Origin of the sequence: Chlorobium phaeovibrioides, assembly GCF_003968655.1 — a bacterium.
GTDB lineage: Bacteria > Bacteroidota > Chlorobiia > Chlorobiales > Chlorobiaceae > Chlorobium > Chlorobium phaeovibrioides.
Map to the genome: position 1 here is coordinate 39,276 of NZ_RXYK01000009.1, position 17,725 is coordinate 57,000.

Annotated in this window: 17 protein-coding genes; 5 read left to right on the forward strand and 12 right to left on the reverse strand. The window is 52.3% G+C overall.

The annotated features are described in order from the left end of the window. Positions 1–18: 18 nt before the first annotated feature. Together EKD02_RS06815 and EKD02_RS06820 are read right to left on the reverse strand one after the other, a co-directional pair. Positions 19–477 carry a GatB/YqeY domain-containing protein gene (locus tag EKD02_RS06815; protein ID WP_126384668.1) on the reverse strand — a complete coding sequence of 153 codons (459 nt, stop codon included), beginning with the start codon at positions 475–477 and terminating at the stop codon, positions 19–21. A 103-nt stretch (positions 478–580) separates the two neighbouring features. Then, the gene (locus EKD02_RS06820; RefSeq protein ID WP_011890415.1) at positions 581–1,312 is read right to left on the reverse strand and encodes an SDR family oxidoreductase; all 732 of its coding nucleotides are present in this window, start codon (positions 1,310–1,312) and stop codon (positions 581–583) included. Positions 1,313–1,528: 216 nt separating this feature from the next. On the opposite strand from EKD02_RS06820, the gene EKD02_RS06825 reads away from it, so the two are divergent. Further along, positions 1,529–1,786 (forward strand): cold-shock protein, encoded by a 258-nt coding sequence (locus tag EKD02_RS06825; RefSeq protein ID WP_126384670.1) that lies wholly within the window; start codon positions 1,529–1,531, stop codon positions 1,784–1,786. Between the two features lie 28 nt (positions 1,787–1,814). On the opposite strand, the gene radC is transcribed toward EKD02_RS06825, so the two are convergent. From radC to ilvD, 10 genes are all read right to left on the reverse strand, one after another. Then, positions 1,815–2,486 carry a RadC family protein gene (radC, locus tag EKD02_RS06830; RefSeq protein WP_126341317.1) on the reverse strand — a complete coding sequence of 224 codons (672 nt, stop codon included), beginning with the start codon at positions 2,484–2,486 and terminating at the stop codon, positions 1,815–1,817. Positions 2,487–2,683: 197 nt separating this feature from the next. Further along, positions 2,684–4,291 (reverse strand): citramalate synthase, encoded by a 1,608-nt coding sequence (cimA, locus tag EKD02_RS06835; protein WP_011890412.1) that lies wholly within the window; start codon positions 4,289–4,291, stop codon positions 2,684–2,686. A gap of 5 nt (positions 4,292–4,296) precedes the next feature. Then, positions 4,297–4,863, reverse strand: coding sequence for a LeuD/DmdB family oxidoreductase small subunit (locus tag EKD02_RS06840; protein ID WP_011890411.1), 567 nt, complete (start codon positions 4,861–4,863; stop codon positions 4,297–4,299). 30 nt (positions 4,864–4,893) lie between these two features. Continuing rightward, entirely contained in the window at positions 4,894–6,189 is a 1,296-nt protein-coding gene (locus EKD02_RS06845) for a 3-isopropylmalate dehydratase large subunit (RefSeq protein WP_126341318.1), read from the reverse strand. A gap of 7 nt (positions 6,190–6,196) precedes the next feature. Next, positions 6,197–7,765 carry a 2-isopropylmalate synthase gene (locus tag EKD02_RS06850; RefSeq protein ID WP_126341319.1) on the reverse strand — a complete coding sequence of 523 codons (1,569 nt, stop codon included), beginning with the start codon at positions 7,763–7,765 and terminating at the stop codon, positions 6,197–6,199. Between the two features lie 23 nt (positions 7,766–7,788). Next, the gene (leuB, locus tag EKD02_RS06855) at positions 7,789–8,850 is read right to left on the reverse strand and encodes a 3-isopropylmalate dehydrogenase (protein ID WP_126341320.1); all 1,062 of its coding nucleotides are present in this window, start codon (positions 8,848–8,850) and stop codon (positions 7,789–7,791) included. 20 nt (positions 8,851–8,870) lie between these two features. After that, entirely contained in the window at positions 8,871–9,863 is a 993-nt protein-coding gene (ilvC, locus tag EKD02_RS06860) for a ketol-acid reductoisomerase (RefSeq protein WP_126384672.1), read from the reverse strand. Positions 9,864–9,909: 46 nt separating this feature from the next. Continuing rightward, positions 9,910–10,386 carry an acetolactate synthase small subunit gene (ilvN, locus tag EKD02_RS06865; protein WP_126384674.1) on the reverse strand — a complete coding sequence of 159 codons (477 nt, stop codon included), beginning with the start codon at positions 10,384–10,386 and terminating at the stop codon, positions 9,910–9,912. Between the two features lie 10 nt (positions 10,387–10,396). Beyond that, positions 10,397–12,118 carry a biosynthetic-type acetolactate synthase large subunit gene (gene ilvB / locus EKD02_RS06870; RefSeq protein ID WP_126384676.1) on the reverse strand — a complete coding sequence of 574 codons (1,722 nt, stop codon included), beginning with the start codon at positions 12,116–12,118 and terminating at the stop codon, positions 10,397–10,399. A gap of 13 nt (positions 12,119–12,131) precedes the next feature. After that, positions 12,132–13,829 (reverse strand): dihydroxy-acid dehydratase, encoded by a 1,698-nt coding sequence (gene ilvD, locus EKD02_RS06875; RefSeq protein ID WP_011890404.1) that lies wholly within the window; start codon positions 13,827–13,829, stop codon positions 12,132–12,134. A gap of 295 nt (positions 13,830–14,124) precedes the next feature. On the opposite strand from ilvD, the gene EKD02_RS06880 reads away from it, so the two are divergent. Genes EKD02_RS06880 through EKD02_RS06895 form a run of 4 tightly spaced genes read left to right on the forward strand, consistent with a single transcriptional unit; the run spans position 14,125 to position 17,678 of the window. Further along, positions 14,125–15,705, forward strand: a complete 1,581-nt coding sequence (locus EKD02_RS06880) for a DUF92 domain-containing protein (RefSeq protein WP_011890403.1) — start codon at positions 14,125–14,127, stop codon at positions 15,703–15,705. 28 nt (positions 15,706–15,733) lie between these two features. After that, entirely contained in the window at positions 15,734–16,396 is a 663-nt protein-coding gene (gene tolQ, locus EKD02_RS06885) for a protein TolQ (RefSeq protein WP_011890402.1), read from the forward strand. Between the two features lie 17 nt (positions 16,397–16,413). Further along, a complete protein-coding gene (locus EKD02_RS06890; RefSeq protein ID WP_041470172.1) occupies positions 16,414–16,845 on the forward strand; it encodes an ExbD/TolR family protein in 432 nt (143 codons plus the stop codon). Further along, the gene (locus EKD02_RS06895; protein WP_126384678.1) at positions 16,842–17,678 is read left to right on the forward strand and encodes an energy transducer TonB; all 837 of its coding nucleotides are present in this window, start codon (positions 16,842–16,844) and stop codon (positions 17,676–17,678) included. The genes EKD02_RS06890 and EKD02_RS06895 overlap by 4 nt, the downstream gene beginning before the upstream one ends. Positions 17,679–17,725 lie beyond the last annotated feature (47 nt).

The window sequence follows — 17,725 nt, forward strand, 5'->3', positions numbered from 1 at the left end:
GTCTGGAAAGGAGGATGGTTATGGATTGAGCAGTGTTTTGACGGTGTTCTGAACTTTTGTTCCGTCGGCTTTTCCTTTGAGGGATTTCATGGCCTGTCCCATGACTTTACCCATATCCTTCATGGATGAGGCTCCCGTTGCTGCTATGATTTCTTTTACCACAGTGGTGATTTCCTCGTCTGATGCCGGTTCGGGAAGATACTCTTCAATGACTGAAAGTTCAGCCTCTTCATTGGCGGCAAGGTCAGGCCGGTTTCCTTCTGTGAACTGCATGATTGAATCACGACGGCGTTTTGCCATGCTGACGAGAACCTCTGTTTCCTGTTCATCACTGAGCTCGGCTTTTCCTCCCACCCGTATGGATACCTCTTTTTCAAGCAGGGCAGCACGAATGGCCCGTATTGTGGTCAGCCGGTTTTTGTCGCCGCTTTTCATGGCGGCTTTCATGTCGATATCTATTGTCTCCTTGAGGCTCATTGGCTTGGGTTCTGGTATTATATAAGTCGCAGGTGGGCGAAGAGATGGAAAATACAGGAAAAAAAGAAGCTTTCCCACAGGGGGAGGGCTTAGTGCCGTCGGATTATTCGTTGATGTCGCCTCCTATGGGCCTGATGACGATTTCCTCAATAGAGGTTCTTCGGGGAAGAAGGTAGGCTTCGACGATTGGTCGGGAGATGTCTTCTGGCATCATCATGAGGCTTTTCGTGGCCTCGTCCAGTTCTCCCCACATCGGGGTCACAGCAGCGCCCGGCATCACATTGGTGATTCGGACTCCGCATTTGACGGCGTAAAGCCGCATTGCTTCTACGAGGCCCTTCTGCGCGAACTTCGACATTGAATAGAGGGAAGAGGATGGATAGGCTTTTTCGGCAGCAACAGAGGTGATGAAGAAGATGTGGCCTGACCGCTGTGCTTCCATTATCGGGAAAACCTTCTGTGTCAGGAAAAAAGTCCCTTTCAGATTGATGTCCATGGTGTAGTGATAGTCCTCCTCTGTCAGCTCAGTGAAAGGACCGAACCTTCCGACTCCTGCATTGTTGATGAGGCAGTCAATGGTTCCATGGCGCCCCATAATGCCATCTACCAGAGAGCCCAGGCTTTGGGTATCGGCAATGTCTGCCTCGATGCATTCTGTCTGAACTCCCGGTGAAGCGCACTCTGCGGCAAGGCTTTCAAGATCGCCGGCGGTTCTCGATATCAGCACAAGCACCGGCTCAAATGATGGATCGAGGGAGGCTGCTCTCGAAAAATCAAGGGCGATGGCGCGGCCGATCCCTTTCCCTGCTCCTGTAATGATGATGGTCTGTTTCATTGTGTTTTTTTGATGGCGTGAACTGTTGCATTCATGTTACATCTGAATTCTTTTGTTCGGATGAGCAGTTTTTGTTGTAAAAGGTCTTTAAAAAATCTGCTTTTTATGCAGAAAACATTTTATGGCATATATTTAAAATATAATACTCGCGGCAACACCCCCTGCCACCTGTATGGTGCTGAGGTCTGATTAATGATATAAATTTTTTTGGAAGTCATGGCAAAAAGTAAGGTGAAGTGGTTTGACGGGAAGAAAGGGTATGGTTTCATTCTGCATCCCGAGGGGGGAGAGGATATTTTCGTTCATTTTTCCGCCATTAATTCAGAGCAGCCTTTCAAGGTGCTGAATCAGGATGCTGAAGTCGAATTTGAGTTCGATACCACCCAGAAAGGGCTCCAGGCTAAAAATGTCCGTGAGTTGACAGAAGGCAGTCAGAACGGGGAACAGCTTGCCGAGGTTGCTCCTGGCGTGTGATGTTGCCTGGGCAGTGAGGTGAACAATGTCAGGATAGCTGGTTGTTTTCCCTGAAGCTGTACCATCCTGTTTTTCCGATGATGACATGGTCAAGCAGATCAATCTGAATGACGGCGCTTGCCTGTTTGAGGAGATTGGTGACCTGACGGTCGGCATTGCTTGGTTCCGTATCGCCCGATGGGTGGTTGTGCACCAGAATGATGGCGTTTGCGCTTTCCCTGATTGCCGCTTTGAATACTTCTCTGGGGTGGATGAGTGATGCGTTGAGGGTTCCTATGGTTACCTCTTCACACTTTGTTATCTGATTTTTGGTGTTGAGGTGGAGCACAAAGAGGTGCTCTTTTGTTTCATCCGGCACTCTTCCCTGCATATACTCGTACACATCGCGCGCACCCTGTATTTTTCTGTTGGTGTTGCGCTTGTAGTGGAGCCGTTTATTGAGCTCGAAGATGGCTGTGATCTGCATGGCCTTTGATGGTCCGATGCCGCTTGTTTTTTGCAGTTCCTTAAGATTCATGTTTGCAAGTGCTTCAAGCCCATGCAGGGAGAGAAGTGTATTGCAGGTGTCGAGGATATTGTTTTTCCGTGTGCCTGTGCGCAATACAATAGCAAGAAGTTCTGCTGAGCTCAATGCTGCCGGGCCATGGGTAATGAAGCGCTCCCTTGGCCTGTTTTCGGGGTCGAAATCTGCAATCCTCATGGGGGTAAGGTTATTGCTATGGTTTATGCACCGCACTGCATAGGGAAAGAGGGGCAGTGAGTTGTGCAATGCCGGCGGGCATGCCAGCCCTGTACCACGACATACGCTATTGTGATGCCGTGGGTTTATGTAGGATAATAAAGGAAAAAAAAGTAACTGGCAAGTTCTCTATGAAGGTCGTGCGGGGTGCACTGACCTCAGCTTTCAGCCCCTTCAGGTTTCGGTACTGATGCCTTGAGGGTGAAGAGATGGTAGTTCATGCTGTCTTCAAGGGCCTGCAGGCTGGCCTCAATGATATTGGTGGAGACTCCAACGGTTCCCCATGTACTGCCTCCGTTGGCAGTTTCAATGAGTACCCGTACCTTGGCGCTTGTCCCCTTTTTTTCTTCCAGTACCCGTACCTTGTAGTCGACCAGCTTGATGCTCCTGATTTCGGGATAGAATCGTATGAGCGCCTTTCGAAGTGCCTTGTCGAGGGCATTGACAGGTCCGTCCCCTTCAGCTGCGGTATGCTCTATTTCTCCGCCCACCTCAACTTTCAGTACCGCCTGGTCAACTTTACGGCCATTCTGAGCGGATTCTATAGAGACCTTGCTTTCCTGAATGGTGAAGTATGGTGTGAACGAACCCAGTTCCTTCTGCAGAATCAGCTCAAAAGAGGCTTCGGCACCGTCAAACTGGAAGCCTTTATGCTCCAGCTCTTTGACATGTTTGACAAGAGTTCTGATCTGGTCGCCTGTTTCAGGAATGGCAATGCCGAGTTCCTGCGCTTTGTAGCGGATGTTGCTCTGACCAGCCAGTTCCGAGACCAGAACCCTCTGACGGTTTCCGACCAGGGCAGGATCAATGTGCTCATACAGCGAGCTCTCCTTCATGACGGCACTTACATGGATGCCTCCCTTGTGGGCGAATGCCGATTTGCCGACAAAGGGTGCTTTTGTGTCGGAGGGGAGGTTGAGTATTTCAAAAACGAACTTTGAAAGCGAGGTCAGCTGAGCCAGATCGACAACGGATGTTCTGGTGTCGGGAAGTTTCAGCATGAGATTGGCTATGATGCTGATGAGGTTGGCGTTGCCGCATCGTTCTCCTATGCCGTTGACGGTGCCCTGAACATGAGTGGCACCGGCCATGACGGCGGCAATTGAGTTGGCGACGGCAAGGTCGCTGTCGTTGTGGCAGTGAATGCCTACCGGGACGCCGGTTTTTTCCAGAACCACGCGGACTGTTTCGGCGACTTCATGGGGGAGAGTGCCTCCGTTGGTGTCGCAGAGAACCATTCGTGTCGCTCCCCCTTCTGCAGCAGCCATAAGCATTTCAAGGGCAAAGCGGGGGTTGTCCCTGTAGCCGTCAAAGAAATGTTCGGCATCAAAAAAGACCTCACGGCCTTCACTGCGGAGGAATGCCACCGAGCGCCGGATAAGGAGCCGGTTCTCTTCGTCTGAAATGCCCAGTCCCTTCGAAGAGTGTGCTTTCCATGTTTTGCCGAATATGGTGATGACGGGCACACCGGAAGCAAGAAGGCCGAGCAGGTTGGAATCTTTCTCAACTGAGTCGGGGTAACGGGCGGTGGAACCGAATGCGCAGAGTTTTGCATGCCGAAAAGACAGAGAGGCCGCCCGCCTGAAAAATTCCTCATCTTTCGGGTTGCTGCTCGGCCATCCTCCCTCAATGTAGTCCATGCCGAACTCGTCAAGACGGGCTGCAATCAGCAGCTTGTCCTGTACGGAAAGGTTGATGTGTTCGCCCTGTGTTCCGTCGCGCAGTGTGGTATCGTATAGCTCTACCATGTTTCCTGATCGGGTCATATTCTTCAGCTCTGGGCCATAAGGTTTTCTTTGCGGGCATAGGCGAAAATTCCGCCTGCTTCAACAATATTGAACACATCGCCCAGCGCATTGAGCTGGTAGGTTTCGCCTGATGTGAGGTTTTCTACCGTGTTGGCTTTTATGTCGATTTTCAGCTCATCACCGGTTTTTACCGTTTCAGCGAGCTGGATGGCTGTTTCGTATGGTATGACAAAACCGCCGTCAACACAGTTGCGGTAGAAAATTCTGGCATAGGATTCAGCAATGATTGCCTTGACGCCAGCCACCTGCAATGCAAACGGGGCGTGTTCGCGTGAAGAGCCGCAGCCGAAGTTCTGGCCTGCTATAATGATGGTGTAGTCGGAGGCGAAGCTGCCTTCCTGTACAAAGGGTATGTTACCCGCAGGCAGACCGCTCTGGGCAAGAGGAACGCCGGAAAGGGCAAATTTGCCATACAGCTTGACCTCTTCGGGGTCGGAGAGGCTGTAGACGAGATGCTCGGCCGGAATGATCTGGTCTGTGTCTATGTTTCTGCCCAGTACAAAGGCTTTTCCCTGAATGATGCTTTCCATGGTATGTATCGTGTTTCTGTTCTGGTTCGTTCAGAGGTAATTCCTCGGATCAGTGAGTTTTCCCGTTATGGCCGATGCTGCCGCAGTCAGCGGTGAAGCCAGATAGACCTCTGCCTGTTTGCTGCCCATGCGGCCGGGGAAGTTCCTGTTGGTGGTTGATACCACAACATCGCGGTCAACCGAACGCCCGACGGTATCTGTTGGGCCACCAAGGCAGGCTGCGCAGGAGGGCAGTGCTATGGAACATCCTGCATCCTCAAATATGGACTTCAGGCTTTTGCCGTTGTAGAGCTCTGTTTCAAGGTCGCGCGCCACTTTTACCGTTGCGGGTACAATGTTTGTCGGTACCGATACCCTCTGTCCGCTGAGTATTTTTGCTGCCAGTTTGAAGTCGGCCAGCTTTCCACCGGTGCAGGAGCCGATATAGGACTTCGTTATTTTCGTGCCCTTCATGCTCTGTACTGTTGCCCGGTTGTCGGGGCTGTGTGGCTTGGCAACAACGGGCTCCATTTCTGAAGCGTTGTAGCGGGTTTTGCTGAAATAGGCTGCACCGGGGTCGCTGGTGAAGATTTCGTAGGGCTTTGAAGTTTTTGACTTCACGAATGCTTCAGTGATTTCATCGACTGCAATGATGCCGTTCATCCCGCCGCCCTCTATTGCCATGTTGGTGAGGGTCATGCGTTCCTCCATTGGCAGCGAGTGGATAGCTTCGCCGTTGAATTCCATAGCCCGGTAGGTGGCTCCGTCGGTGCCGATATCTCCGAGAATCTGCAGAATGAGATCTTTGGCGGAAAGGTATTCGGGCATTTCTCCATCAAAGGTGAAAAGCATCGATTCGGGCACTTTTTCCCAGAGTTTTCCTGTGCCGAGAATGAAGGCTGCATCGGTGTTGCCGATGCCTGAACCGAACATGCCGAACGCGCCCGAGGTGCAGGTATGCGAATCTGTGCCGAAGAGCACGGTGCCGGGGAGGTTGAATCCCTCTTCGGCAAGCGCCACATGGCATACCCCGCGGTAGCGGTCTGTTCCAACATCGTAATAGTTGGGAAGGTTCTGCTCTTTGGCGAACTTCCGGAGCAGGTCAATATTTCTGTGTGCGTGTTCGTTTGCCGTAAAGATGTAATGGTCTGGCAGAACAACAACTTTTTCCGGGTCCCATACGCGGGCACCTTCGCCGAACTCCTGGTTGAAAATGTCAAAAGTCGGTGGTCCGCACACATCATGCGTGAGAAGGACATCGACATTCAGCCAGACATTTTCACCAGTATTGACAAATTTTCTGTTTGCCGCCCGTGCAAGGATTTTCTGGGTAATTGTTTGTTCCATAGTGTCGTTAAACCCCGTGATCGATTGTTTCAGGTGTGTTGTTTTCAAAATGTTCGAGTCGAAGACCCAGAGCCTGAATGTAGGCCCGGGCGCTTGCCTCTATGATGTCTGTAGAGATTCCCCTTCCGTTGAAGGAGACGCTCCCGTCGCTGATTCTTACCAGAGCCTCTCCGAGCGCCTCGCGTCCCGCGGTTGCTGAACGCACCGAGTAGGTTGAGACCATGGACTCTATGCCAAGAGCTCTCTCAATCGCCCTGAAGCAGGCATCAATGGGGCCGTCACCCGTGGCAGACTCTTCAAAGACCTTCTCGCGGTGCCGGATGCGGACGGTGGCGGTAGGAATGGACGCGGTTCCGCTGTTGATATGCAGGTAGTCGAGAACGAAAGCGGTTGAGGGTTTTCCGAGTTCATCGCCCATCAGTACCCTGAGGTCATCATCATACACCTCTTTTTTCTTGTCAGCTATCTCCATGAAGCGGCGATAGACCGATTCAAGTTCTGCGTCAGCAAGGGTGTACCCAAGGGCTTCAAGGCGGGCCTTCAGTCCGTGCTTCCCGGAATGGCGGCCGAGCACAATACTGGTTTTTGGAACGCCGACCGATTCGGGGGTCATGACCTCGTAAGTCTGACGGTTTTTCAGCATGCCGTCCTGATGGATTCCGGATTCATGTGAAAAAGCGTTTTCGCCCACAATCGCCTTGTTCGGCTGGACGATGATTCCCGTAAAGCCCGATACCATACGGCTGGTCCTGTAAATCTCTTCGGTAACAATGCCGGTCTGAAAATTATGCAGGTCACTGCGCACTTTCAAGGCCATGACAATCTCCTCAAGCGAAGCATTGCCCGCCCGTTCCCCGATGCCGTTGATTGAACACTCCACCTGCCGTGCACCGTTCTCAAGAGCGCTGAGGGAGTTGGCAACCGCAAGGCCAAGGTCGTTGTGGCAGTGGACGCTGATGATGGCATTCCCGGAATTGGGAACGCGGCTTATGAGGTCGGCAATTTTGCGGCCGAACTCCGAGGGCCAGGTGTATCCTGTTGTGTCGGGGATGTTGACCGTTGTGGCGCCGGCTGAAATAACCGCTTCGGTTATTTCAGCAAGATATCCGGGATCGGTCCGGCCGGCATCTTCAGCTGAAAACTCAATGTCGGAGGTGAAGGTTTTTGCAAAGGCAACCGCATCCACGGCCATTTTAAGAATGGTCCGTCGTTTTTCTTCAAGCGTACGGCCATACCGGTCGCCGGCAAATTTGCCTGCAATGTGTATGTCGGAGGTGCTGATGAAGGTGTGGATACGCGGCTTTTTCGCTCCCTTAAGCGCCGTCCATGAAGCCTTGATGTCGTTTTCAACGGCTCTCGACAAGGCGGCTATTACCGTACCCGACTCGTCGCTGATTCTCTGTACTGCTTCAAGCTGGAGAGGGGAGGAAGCGGGGAAGCCGGCCTCGATGATGTCGACACCGAGTTTTTCCAGCTGACGGGCTATTTCAACCTTTTCCTGGACATTAAGGGATGCACCGGGCGACTGTTCACCATCACGGAGGGTTGTGTCAAATACCAGGATGTTTTCTTTCACCGTTTTTTTCCGAGTCTGTTTGCTCAGGCGCCAAGGTGCCTGATGATTGCTGCTGTCATTTCTGTTGTTGAGACTGTTTTCTCACCAGGCGCGGCAATGTCTGCAGTTCTCATGCCTTCAGCCAGTGCGGCCTCAATTGCTTCGTGTATCTGTGCAGACATTTCGGGCATACAGAAACTGTGCTCGAACATCATTGCAACGGAGGCAATGGTGGCAATCGGGTTTGCTATGTTCTTCCCTGCAATATCAGGAGCGCTGCCGTGAATGGGTTCATACATTGCATGAATCCTTCCAATGCTTGCCGAGGGGAGCATGCCGAGGCTTCCGGTAATCATGCCTGCGATGTCACTGAGAATGTCGCCGAAAAGGTTTCCTGTGACAATAACATCAAACTGTTTCGGGTTGCGCACTATCTGCATGGCGGCATTGTCCACATACATGTCGCCAAGTTCAATATCCCCGAAGTCGCGGTGCACGCGGTGCACTTCATTGCGCCAGAACTGCGAAACTTCAAGCACATTTGCCTTGTCGATGGACATGACTTTTTTGCTTCCTCTTTTCTGTGCAGCTTCAAACGCAAGGCGGGCAATGCGCTCGACCTCGTGTTTTTCGTAGACCATGGTGTTCCAGCCCTTCCCTTCGTCGTAACCGCGGGGCTCGCCGAAGTATATTCCTCCGGTCAGCTCCCTGAAAACGATGAAATCGGTTCCTCGAACCACATCAGCTTTCAGGCTGGACGCGTCAATAAGAGCGTCATAGACCTTTGCGGGCCGGAGATTTGCGAAGAGTCCCAGTTCCCTGCGGATTTTCAGCAGGGCAGCTTCCGGTTTGTGCTCATGGGGCAGGTTTTCCCATTTCGGGCCACCTACTGCACCAAGCAGCACCGCATCGCACTCTTTGCATGCGGCAAGCGTTTCATCTGTCAGCATACTTCCGTGGAGGTCGTATGAGGCTCCACCGAACGGGTGCTCCTCAATCACGATTTCAAAGCCATGCTTTTTCGACAGATGCCTGAGAACATCAACAGCACCAGCCACCACTTCGGGGCCGATACCGTCACCGGGAATAGAAACAATCTTATACATAGTCCGACCCTCGCGGGAATTTATTTTTTAATCAGCCAGCTCATCATGTTGCGCAGTTTGGCGCCAACGGTTTCAATCGGGTGGTTGCTGTTCTCTTTACGGAGCCTGTTGAGGTTCTTGTATCCCCCGTTGCACTCGTCAATGAACTCTTTGGCAAACCGTCCGTCCTGAACCTCTTCGAGGATTTTCTTCATTTCAGCCTTCACTGCAGGCGTAATGAGGCGTGGTCCACGGGTCATGCCGCCATATTCGGCCGTATCACTGACCGAGTAGTTCATTCTGGAAAGACCGCCTTCATAGAAAAGGTCGACAATGAGTTTCAGCTCATGCATGCACTCAAAGTAGGCAAGCTCTTCAGGGTATCCAGCTTCAACAAGGGTTTCAAAGCCGGCCTTGATAAGCTCGGCAGAGCCGCCGCAAAGTACAGCCTGTTCGCCGAACAGATCGGTTTCGGTCTCATTCTTGATGGTGGTTTCAATAACGCCGGCTTTTGCACCGCCAAGACCCTTTGCCCATGCAAGCGCCTGCTGTTTTGCATCTCCGGTTGCATCGTGATGGATTGCGATGAGGCAGGGTACGCCATTGCCTTCGGTGAATGTGCGCCGAACAAGATGTCCCGGGCTTTTCGGGGCAATCATGATAACATTGATGGTGTCGGGCGGAACAATCTGTTTGTAATGGATATTGAACCCGTGTGCGAAGGCAAGTGTGTTGCCCGGTTCCATGTTGGGAGCAATTTCAGAATCATAGATGGCTTTCTGGTACTGGTCGGGGAGCAGGACCATGACAACATCAGCCCATTTGACGGCATCTGCAATGGTGTCAACCTGCAGTCCGGCTTCACGGGCTTTCTGGCAGGAAGAGCTGTCGGCGCGAAGACCAACGCGAACATTCAGTCCGCTCTCTTTCAGGTTCAGCGCATGGGCATGGCCCTGGCTGCCATAACCGAGCACTGCGATATTTTTACCCTGCAGATACCCAAGATCGGCATCCTGCTCATAATAAACATTCATCTGTAGAATAGATTTTGATTGACGATTGACAGTGTAACAATGGATTTTATTCTCCCCGATGTATGGCCACAGCGCCTGAACGGGCAAGCTCCCTTATGCCGTAAGGCCTGAAAATATCAATGGTGGTATTGATTTTATCGGGGGAACCAATGACCTCAATAGTAATGGATTTTTGTTTTATATCCACGACTTTGCCTTTAAAAACATTGATCAGCTCAAAAATCTCGTGCTGCGTAGCCTTGCTGAGTTTCAGTGTCATCAGCAGCAGCTCGCGCTCAACATGCGGCTGGTGGGTGAGGTCGGTCACCTTTATGGTGTCGATGAGCCGGTTCAGCTGCTTCAGAACCTGGCTGACAATCTGGTCGTCCCCACGGGTGACAATGGTCATGCGGGAGATTTCAGGATCTTCAGTCTCGCCGATCGAGATGCTTTGAAGATTGAAGCCACGGGCGCTGAACATTGAGGCAACCCGGTTGAGGGTGCCGAACTTGTTTTCGACAAGGACTGATATGAGATGTTTCATTGGTGTTGGATTAAACCATTGTTTTCGGATTCAGCCGCTCGAGCAGCATGTCGGAGATGGAGCCGCCGGCGGGAACCATGGGGAAGACCATGTCTTTTTTGATGACGCGGAATTCAACGAAGACAGGGCCTTCATTGTAGGCAAGGGCTTCTTTGATTGCGGCTTCGGCCTGGGCTGGGTTTTCTGCCCGCATGCTTTTGCAGCCAAAGGCTTCTACTACCTTCAAAAAGTCGGGGTTGCTGTCGTCAAGGTCGGTGAATGAGTATTTTTCCTGATGGAACAGTTCCTGCCACTGGCGCACCATGCCGAGGAAGCTGTTGTTGAGGAGGAAAATCTTGATTGGCACCTTGTAGTGGACGGCGGTTACCAGCTCCTGTATGTTCATCATGAACCCTCCGTCTCCGCAGAAAAGGACAACCGGGCGGTCCTGGATGCCGAATGCGGCTCCTATTGCTGCAGGAAGGCCGTAGCCCATGGTTCCAAGGCCGCCGCTGGTAATGATGGAGCGGGGGTTGTTGAAGTGGTAGTACTGCGAGGTCCACATCTGGTGCTGTCCTACATCGGTTACAACAACGGCGTTGCCTTCTGTTTCTTCTGAAACCGTGCTGATGACGAACTCTGTTTTCAGTGAGTCATTTTCAACGGTGAAGGTGAGGGGGCACTGCTTTTTCCATACATCGATTTCGGCAAGCCAGGTGTCGTGGTTTTCTGATTTTTCCGGCAGGGCTTTGATGAGCTGGGAAAGGAAATCCTTTGAGTCGCCGACGACGGGCAGGTCAACCTTGATGTTTTTGTCGACATTGGTCGGGTCGATGTCGTTGTGGATTTTATATGCCTGCGGGGCAAAGGTGTCCACTTTGCCGGTGACGCGGTCGTCAAAGCGTGCGCCGACGGCTATGAGCAGGTCGCATTTGTTGACTGCCTGGTTGGCCCAGTAGGTGCCGTGCATGCCGAGCATGCCCATGTTGAGAGGCTCGCTGGCTGGAAATGCGCCAAGTCCCTGGAGGGTCATGGTGACGGGAATGTTCAAGGCTTTGGCAAGGAGAGTCAGCTCCTTTGAGGCATTGGAGCTGATGACTCCACCCCCGATATAGAGCAGGGGGCGTTTGGCCGCTGCAATTTTTTTTGCCGCTTTTTCTATCTGGTTGGCGTGGCAGGTGATGGTGGGCTTGAATCCCCGGATGTCGACGCTGTCGGGCCAGATGAATTCGCAGGTAGCGTTGAGGATGTCTTTGGGCATGTCGACCAGTACCGGGCCGGGCCTGCCGTTGGTTGCCAGGAAAAACGCCTTGCGTATGGTTGTGGCAAGGTCGCGGACATCCTTTACCAGAAAGTTGTGTTTGGTGATGGGCCGGGTGATGCCGACAATGTCCGCCTCCTGAAATGCGTCGTTTCCTATCAGGCTGCTTGGAACCTGACCGGTGAAGATAACCATGGGGGAGGAGTCCATGTAGGCATTGGTGATGCCGGTGACCGTGTTTGTTGCACCTGGGCCTGAAGTTACCAGAACCACGCCGGGTTTGCCGGTGGCGCGGGCGTACCCTTCGGCCATATGGGTTGCGCCTTGTTCGTGACGGACAAGAATATGCTTGATGTCGGTGACATCGTAGAGTGTTTCGTAAACTTTCAGGAGTGCTCCACCGGGATAGCCGAAAATGGTGTCGACTTTTTCACGCCGGAGGCATTCAAAGAATATTTCAGAACCATTCAGCTTTTGGGCTGTCGTATGCATCTGTTGGGTTGTTTTATTTGGGTTCACAGGAAACTGGGGTTTTCAGTATGGCACCTGTGCTTGCCGAGGTGACCATCTGGGAGTATCGGGCAAGATAGCCCTTTTTGATTTTTGGCTGAAAATCCGGAAGCGCTGCAATCCGACTGGCAATGTCTTCATCTGTCAAGTCCACCGAAATGGTTCTGCCGGGTATATCTATAGTGATGGTGTCGCCATTCTGAAGCGCGGCAATGGGTCCTTTTTCAGCTGCTTCGGGTGAAATGTGACCGATGCAGGCTCCTCTTGAGCCTCCAGAAAACCTTCCGTCGGTAATGAGGGCAACTGAGTCGCCGAGTCCGCGGCCCATGATGACGCTGGTGGGGGAGAGCATTTCGGGCATGCCGGGGCCTCCTTTTGGTCCTTCGTAACGGATGACGACGACATCGCCGGATTTGACCTCTCCTTCCATAATGCCTTTTATTGCATCGTCCTGGCAGTCGTACACCTTGGCCGGGCCGGTGTGCTTCATCATGGGTGCGCTGACTGCACCGGTTTTGATGACTGAGCCCTGGGGGGCAAGGTTGCCGTAGAGGACGCAGAGGCCGCCGGTTGCGGAGTAGGGGTCTTCCACGCTGCGGATGACTGAGCGGTCTTTGACTTCAGCATCTGCTATGTTTTCTCCGAGGGTGTGGCCGGTAACGGTTGGAACAGAGAGGTCAAGCAGACCCTCAACTTTGGAAAGTTCATGGAGAATGGCTGAAATGCCTCCTGCGCGGTCAACATCTTCTATATGCACGGCCATGGTTGCCGGGCTCACTTTGCAGATATACGGGGTTCGGGCTGAAAGCGCATTGAGTTCTGAAAAGTCGAAATCAAGTTCAGCCTCATTGGCTATGGCCAGAGTGTGGAGGATGGTGTTGGTGCTGCCTCCCATGGCGAAGTCGAGAGCAAAGGCGTTCAAGAGTGCTTCCCGTGAAAGGATGTCGCGCGGGCGCACATTGTTTTTGACGAGTGTGATGATCTGGCGTGAAGCTTCCCGTACCAGTTCATTGCGGCGGGGGTCGACGGCAAGAATGGTTCCGTTTCCGGGCAGGGCGAAGCCAAGTGCTTCAGACAGGCAGTTCATGGAGTTTGCCGTGAACATTCCCGAGCATGAACCGCATCCGGGGCATGCGTTCTCTTCTATGCTTTCAAGTTCCTGCTCGCTGATTTCCCCGGTGCTGTGCTGCCCGACAGCTTCAAAGACTGATATGAGGTCAACTGTTTTTCCTGACGGGGTGCATCCGGCTTTCATCGGGCCGCCGGAAACGAAGATGACCGGAATATTGATGCGAAGAGCCGCCATCATCATGCCGGGGGTGATTTTGTCGCAGTTTGGTATGCAGACAAGCCCGTCAAGACGGTGCGCTTCGGCAACGGTTTCAACGCTGTCGGCAATCAGTTCGCGGCTGGCAAGGGAGTAGCGCATGCCGATATGACCCATGGCAATGCCGTCACAGACACCGATGGTATTGAATTCAAAGGGAACGCCGCCTGCTTTTCTGACTTCCTCTTTGGCTATTCTTCCAAGCTCCTGCAGGTGGGCATGTCCAGGAATGAGTTCATTGAAGGAGTTGCATATGCCGATGAAGGGCTTTCTGTAATCACCTTTTTCTTTGATGGTGCCCGTCGCTTTCAGGAGGCTTCGGTGAGGGGCTTTTTCAAAACCGGTTTTTATTGTGTCGGATCTCATTGCCTGAAGTGTATCAGAGTTGAAGAGTGGAAGAGGTGGAGGTATCTGTCTGCTGCCGGCCCGTGGTCAAGAGAGCCCTGGCATGGTTATGCATGAATGGTAAGGCGAGAGTTGCGCATGGCGGCACCAATGAAATGAAAAATGGGGTTTAAGTTACATCACCCCATGCATTAATACAAATAATCGGTAATCCCGCGGGGGCGAGCTCCTCGCTGCTGTTTTTGGTGGCATCTGTTTTTTGAGTACTTTTATTGACCTGTTTTATCACAAAATGGCTGTAAAAAAAGGAAGCAGTATGATGCATGTGCAAGTACCCTCAACACAGGAGGCTCCGGCTTATCTCCTTATGTTCGGACTCATCATGGTCCTTGTTGTTCTTGCGGAACTTCTCACCAGAAAATTCCGTCTCCCCTCTCTTGTTGCCCGCAAAGTGCTTCATCTTTCTGTAGGGGTTGTGCTGTTCTTTGTTCCTTACCTTTTTAAAGAGAACTATTTCCCGTTGATGCTGGGGGTCATGTTTCTCTTCCTGAACACTCTCAACCTCATGATGGGGTGGTTCCGTTCCCTGCTCTCCCGTCCGGTTGAGGGCGAGGAGACAGCGCCCGCTGTTCCCAGTTACGGCTCCGTTCTGTTTCCTCTTGTCTATATGCTCGGTGTTCTCCTGTTCTGGTATTCGCATCCATGGATTCTGCAGACGGCGCTTCTTGTCATGGCTGTGGGCGACTCGCTGGCAGCGCTTGTTGGCGGGGCATACGGCACTCACCGCATTGAATCGCTGACGCGGAACAGGAAAACGGTTGAGGGTTCATTGACCATGTTTTTCGTTTCATTTTTCCTTGTTGCCACTTCGCTCTTCTCTTTTCGTGATGATTTTACCGGAGGTCTTGCCGGTGAGGGCTTTACCATGCTGCTTCTGCTTGCCTTGCTGATTGCTTTGGTGGTTACGGTTGTGGAGGCTCTTCTTTCACACGGACTCGACAATTTTTTCATTCCTGTTTCAGTTGCCTACATCCTTTACCTGCTTGAGGTGAACCATACCGTTCAGCTTGAGAATTTTCTTCTTGGCGGTCTTTTTGCTTTTCTGCTTGCTGTTTTTTCTCTGAAGGTTAAATTTCTCAACAACAGTGGAGCGGCTGCTACATTTCTGCTCGGAACCACCATTTTCGGAATTGGCGGCATAGCCTGGACGGTTCCGCTTCTTACCTTCTATCTGCTCTCGTCGGTGCTTTCAAAGCTTGGAGGCAAACGGAAGGCAAAGTTTGATCTGGTTTTTGAGAAGGGGTCCCAGAGAGATGCGGGGCAGGTGTATGCAAATGGCGGGATTGCCTGGATTCTGATGATCATTTACTCGCTGAATGGAAGTCCGGCAATTTTCTTTGCTTATCTCGGTACGCTTGCGGCCGTCCAGGCCGACACCTGGGCAACGGAGATAGGGACAATGTGGCCAAACCCGAAAGCATGGCTTGTGACAACCCTCAAGCCTGTGCCGGTAGGTACTTCAGGGGGGGTTTCAGTACCCGGAACTTCCGGAGCATTCATCGGTTCCTTGTTCATCTGCTCCAGCGCACTTGCCGTTGGTGTGCCCTGGATCCACCAGTTTGGTGTTGTTGAGTCGCTCCTGCTCATAGGGTTTTCCGGGCTTCTTGCCAGTCTTGTCGACAGCTTTTTCGGAGCCACACTTCAGGCGCAGTATTACGATCCCATCCGGGAAAAGGTGACAGAGAGAACCCATAGTACCGCACCGGACGGATCTCAGGTTGAAAACAGGCTTCTCAAAGGCTACGCTCTTGTGAACAATGATCTTGTCAATACACTCTGTGCCCTTTCCGGATCAATGCTTGCATATTTTGTCATAAGCAGTTATCAGCTCTTTTGAGCACAACATTTAACCATTCTTGATTCCCATGTCTGATTCTCAAATCGGGATTATCGACCTGCTGTTCCAGGCGGGTCCAGTTGTTCTTTTTGTTCTTGTTGTGCTTCTGCTTTTTTCAGTTGGTTCCTGGGCCATCATTCTCTATAAGTTCGGTGCCGTGCGCAGCTCAATGAACGAGTCGAAGGCGTTTCTTGATTGTTTCTTTGAGTCGGGCAGTGCAGACCGGATATTCAGTGAGAGCGAAAAGTTCAGAAACGGCTCTCTCTCAAAGGTTTTTCGTGCCGCCTATATTGAAAACAGGGCAGTTGCCGCTTCGCCCGGCGCTGTTGATGACAGGCTTCGTATTGCCCGTGCGGTGAAAAGAGAGGCAAATCTTGAGGCGAAGCGACTCTCCTCTCTCGTGCCGTTTCTTGCAACAGTGGGAAATACGGCCCCTTTCATTGGACTTTTCGGGACAGTCTGGGGAATCATGAGTGCTTTCCAGAACATCGGGCTGGTGCAGTCGGCTTCCCTGGCGGTTGTGGCTCCCGGCATTTCCGAGGCTCTTGTTGCTACGGCAGCAGGTCTTGCGGCGGCCATTCCGGCTGTTATGGGGTATAACTATTTTTCGCAGCAGATCGGCATTATTGAACGGGACCTGGAAGAGTTTGCTCCGGAGTTTGTTGCAGTCTGTCTTCATAATCAATCCTGAGCGCGGCCATGGCAATGATGACTTCCGGAAAAGGCAGCCTCATGAGCGACATCAATGTCACTCCGCTGGTTGATGTGATGCTGGTGCTGCTGATTATTTTCATGGTGACGGCGCCAATGATGACGCATGGTGTCAAGGTTGAAACCCCGGAGACAACCCATGAAAAACTTGATGTTGACCCGAAGGGGCTGATGATCAGTATTGACGCATCCCGGCGGGTGTTTGTGAACCAGTATGAACTTCGTGCTTCTGAAGTCCGCGAGAAGCTCCCGACATTGCTGGATGTTGGTGAAACCCGTGAGGTGTATCTCAAGGCTGACAAGAGCCTTCCCTACGGTCTGGTGATGGATGTCATGGCGCAGATCAGGGATGCGGGAATAGAAAACATCGGTATGGTGACTGAGCCCGTTTCTCTGGCAGGAAAAGACGAAAAGGGCTCTGGTTTATGAGAAAAAGCGGTGCTCCGGGTGGACAGGATAAAACATTCTCCTTCTGGCTTGCTGTTGCGGCGGGCATCCATGTGGTCGTGCTTTTCGGGCTTGTTGGACTTCAGTCACTCAATCGTGTGCAGAGCTTCAAGCCCCGGGTTGTCAGTGTGAGCCTGCTGTCACTTCCCGGGACGGGCGGTTCATCGGAGAAGGCGGGGAAAAAGGTGCCTGCGGCGGCGAAACCTGCGCCCCGAAAGCCAGCAGCAAAGAAGGTTCCTGAGCCTGCTCCGGCACCGGTTCCGAAGCCTAAGGCAGCCAAAAAAGTGCCGGTTGAGCCTGCGAGTAAACCAAAGCCGGTAAAGCCAAAGAAAGAGGATGCACTTGCCAGTGCTCTTGACCGGTTGAAAAAAGGGGTGGAGCAGAAAAAAAGCCCTTCTGCTGATGACAATCTCAAAAGCGCGCTTTCCCGACTCAAGGCGGGTGCGGCAACATCGGCATCGGGAACTGGAGGAGAGGCTGCGGGCACTGGTACAAAGGGTGCGGGTTCAGGCACCGGCGGATTGGCCGACCCCTATAAAGCCGCTGTTGCCGGCATCATACAGGAGAATTGGGAGTTTTCAGGTTCACTTCTTCGCAATACCAGCGGAATGGAGGTATTTGTCCGGATTCGTGTGCAGGCAAACGGGACGATAGCGCAGATAGTTTTTGACCAAAGGTCGCCAAGTGAATATCTTAATAACTCAGTAAAGAAGGCACTGGAGAAATCCTCTCCATTGCCTCCGTTTCCGCCGGAATACGGTTCACCTCAGGAGTGGATAGGCTTTGTGTTTACTCCGTCCGGTATTGAGCAGTAATTGCAGGGGTAACTGAGGATAGGTCCGGTCATCTGAATGTTCTTGTG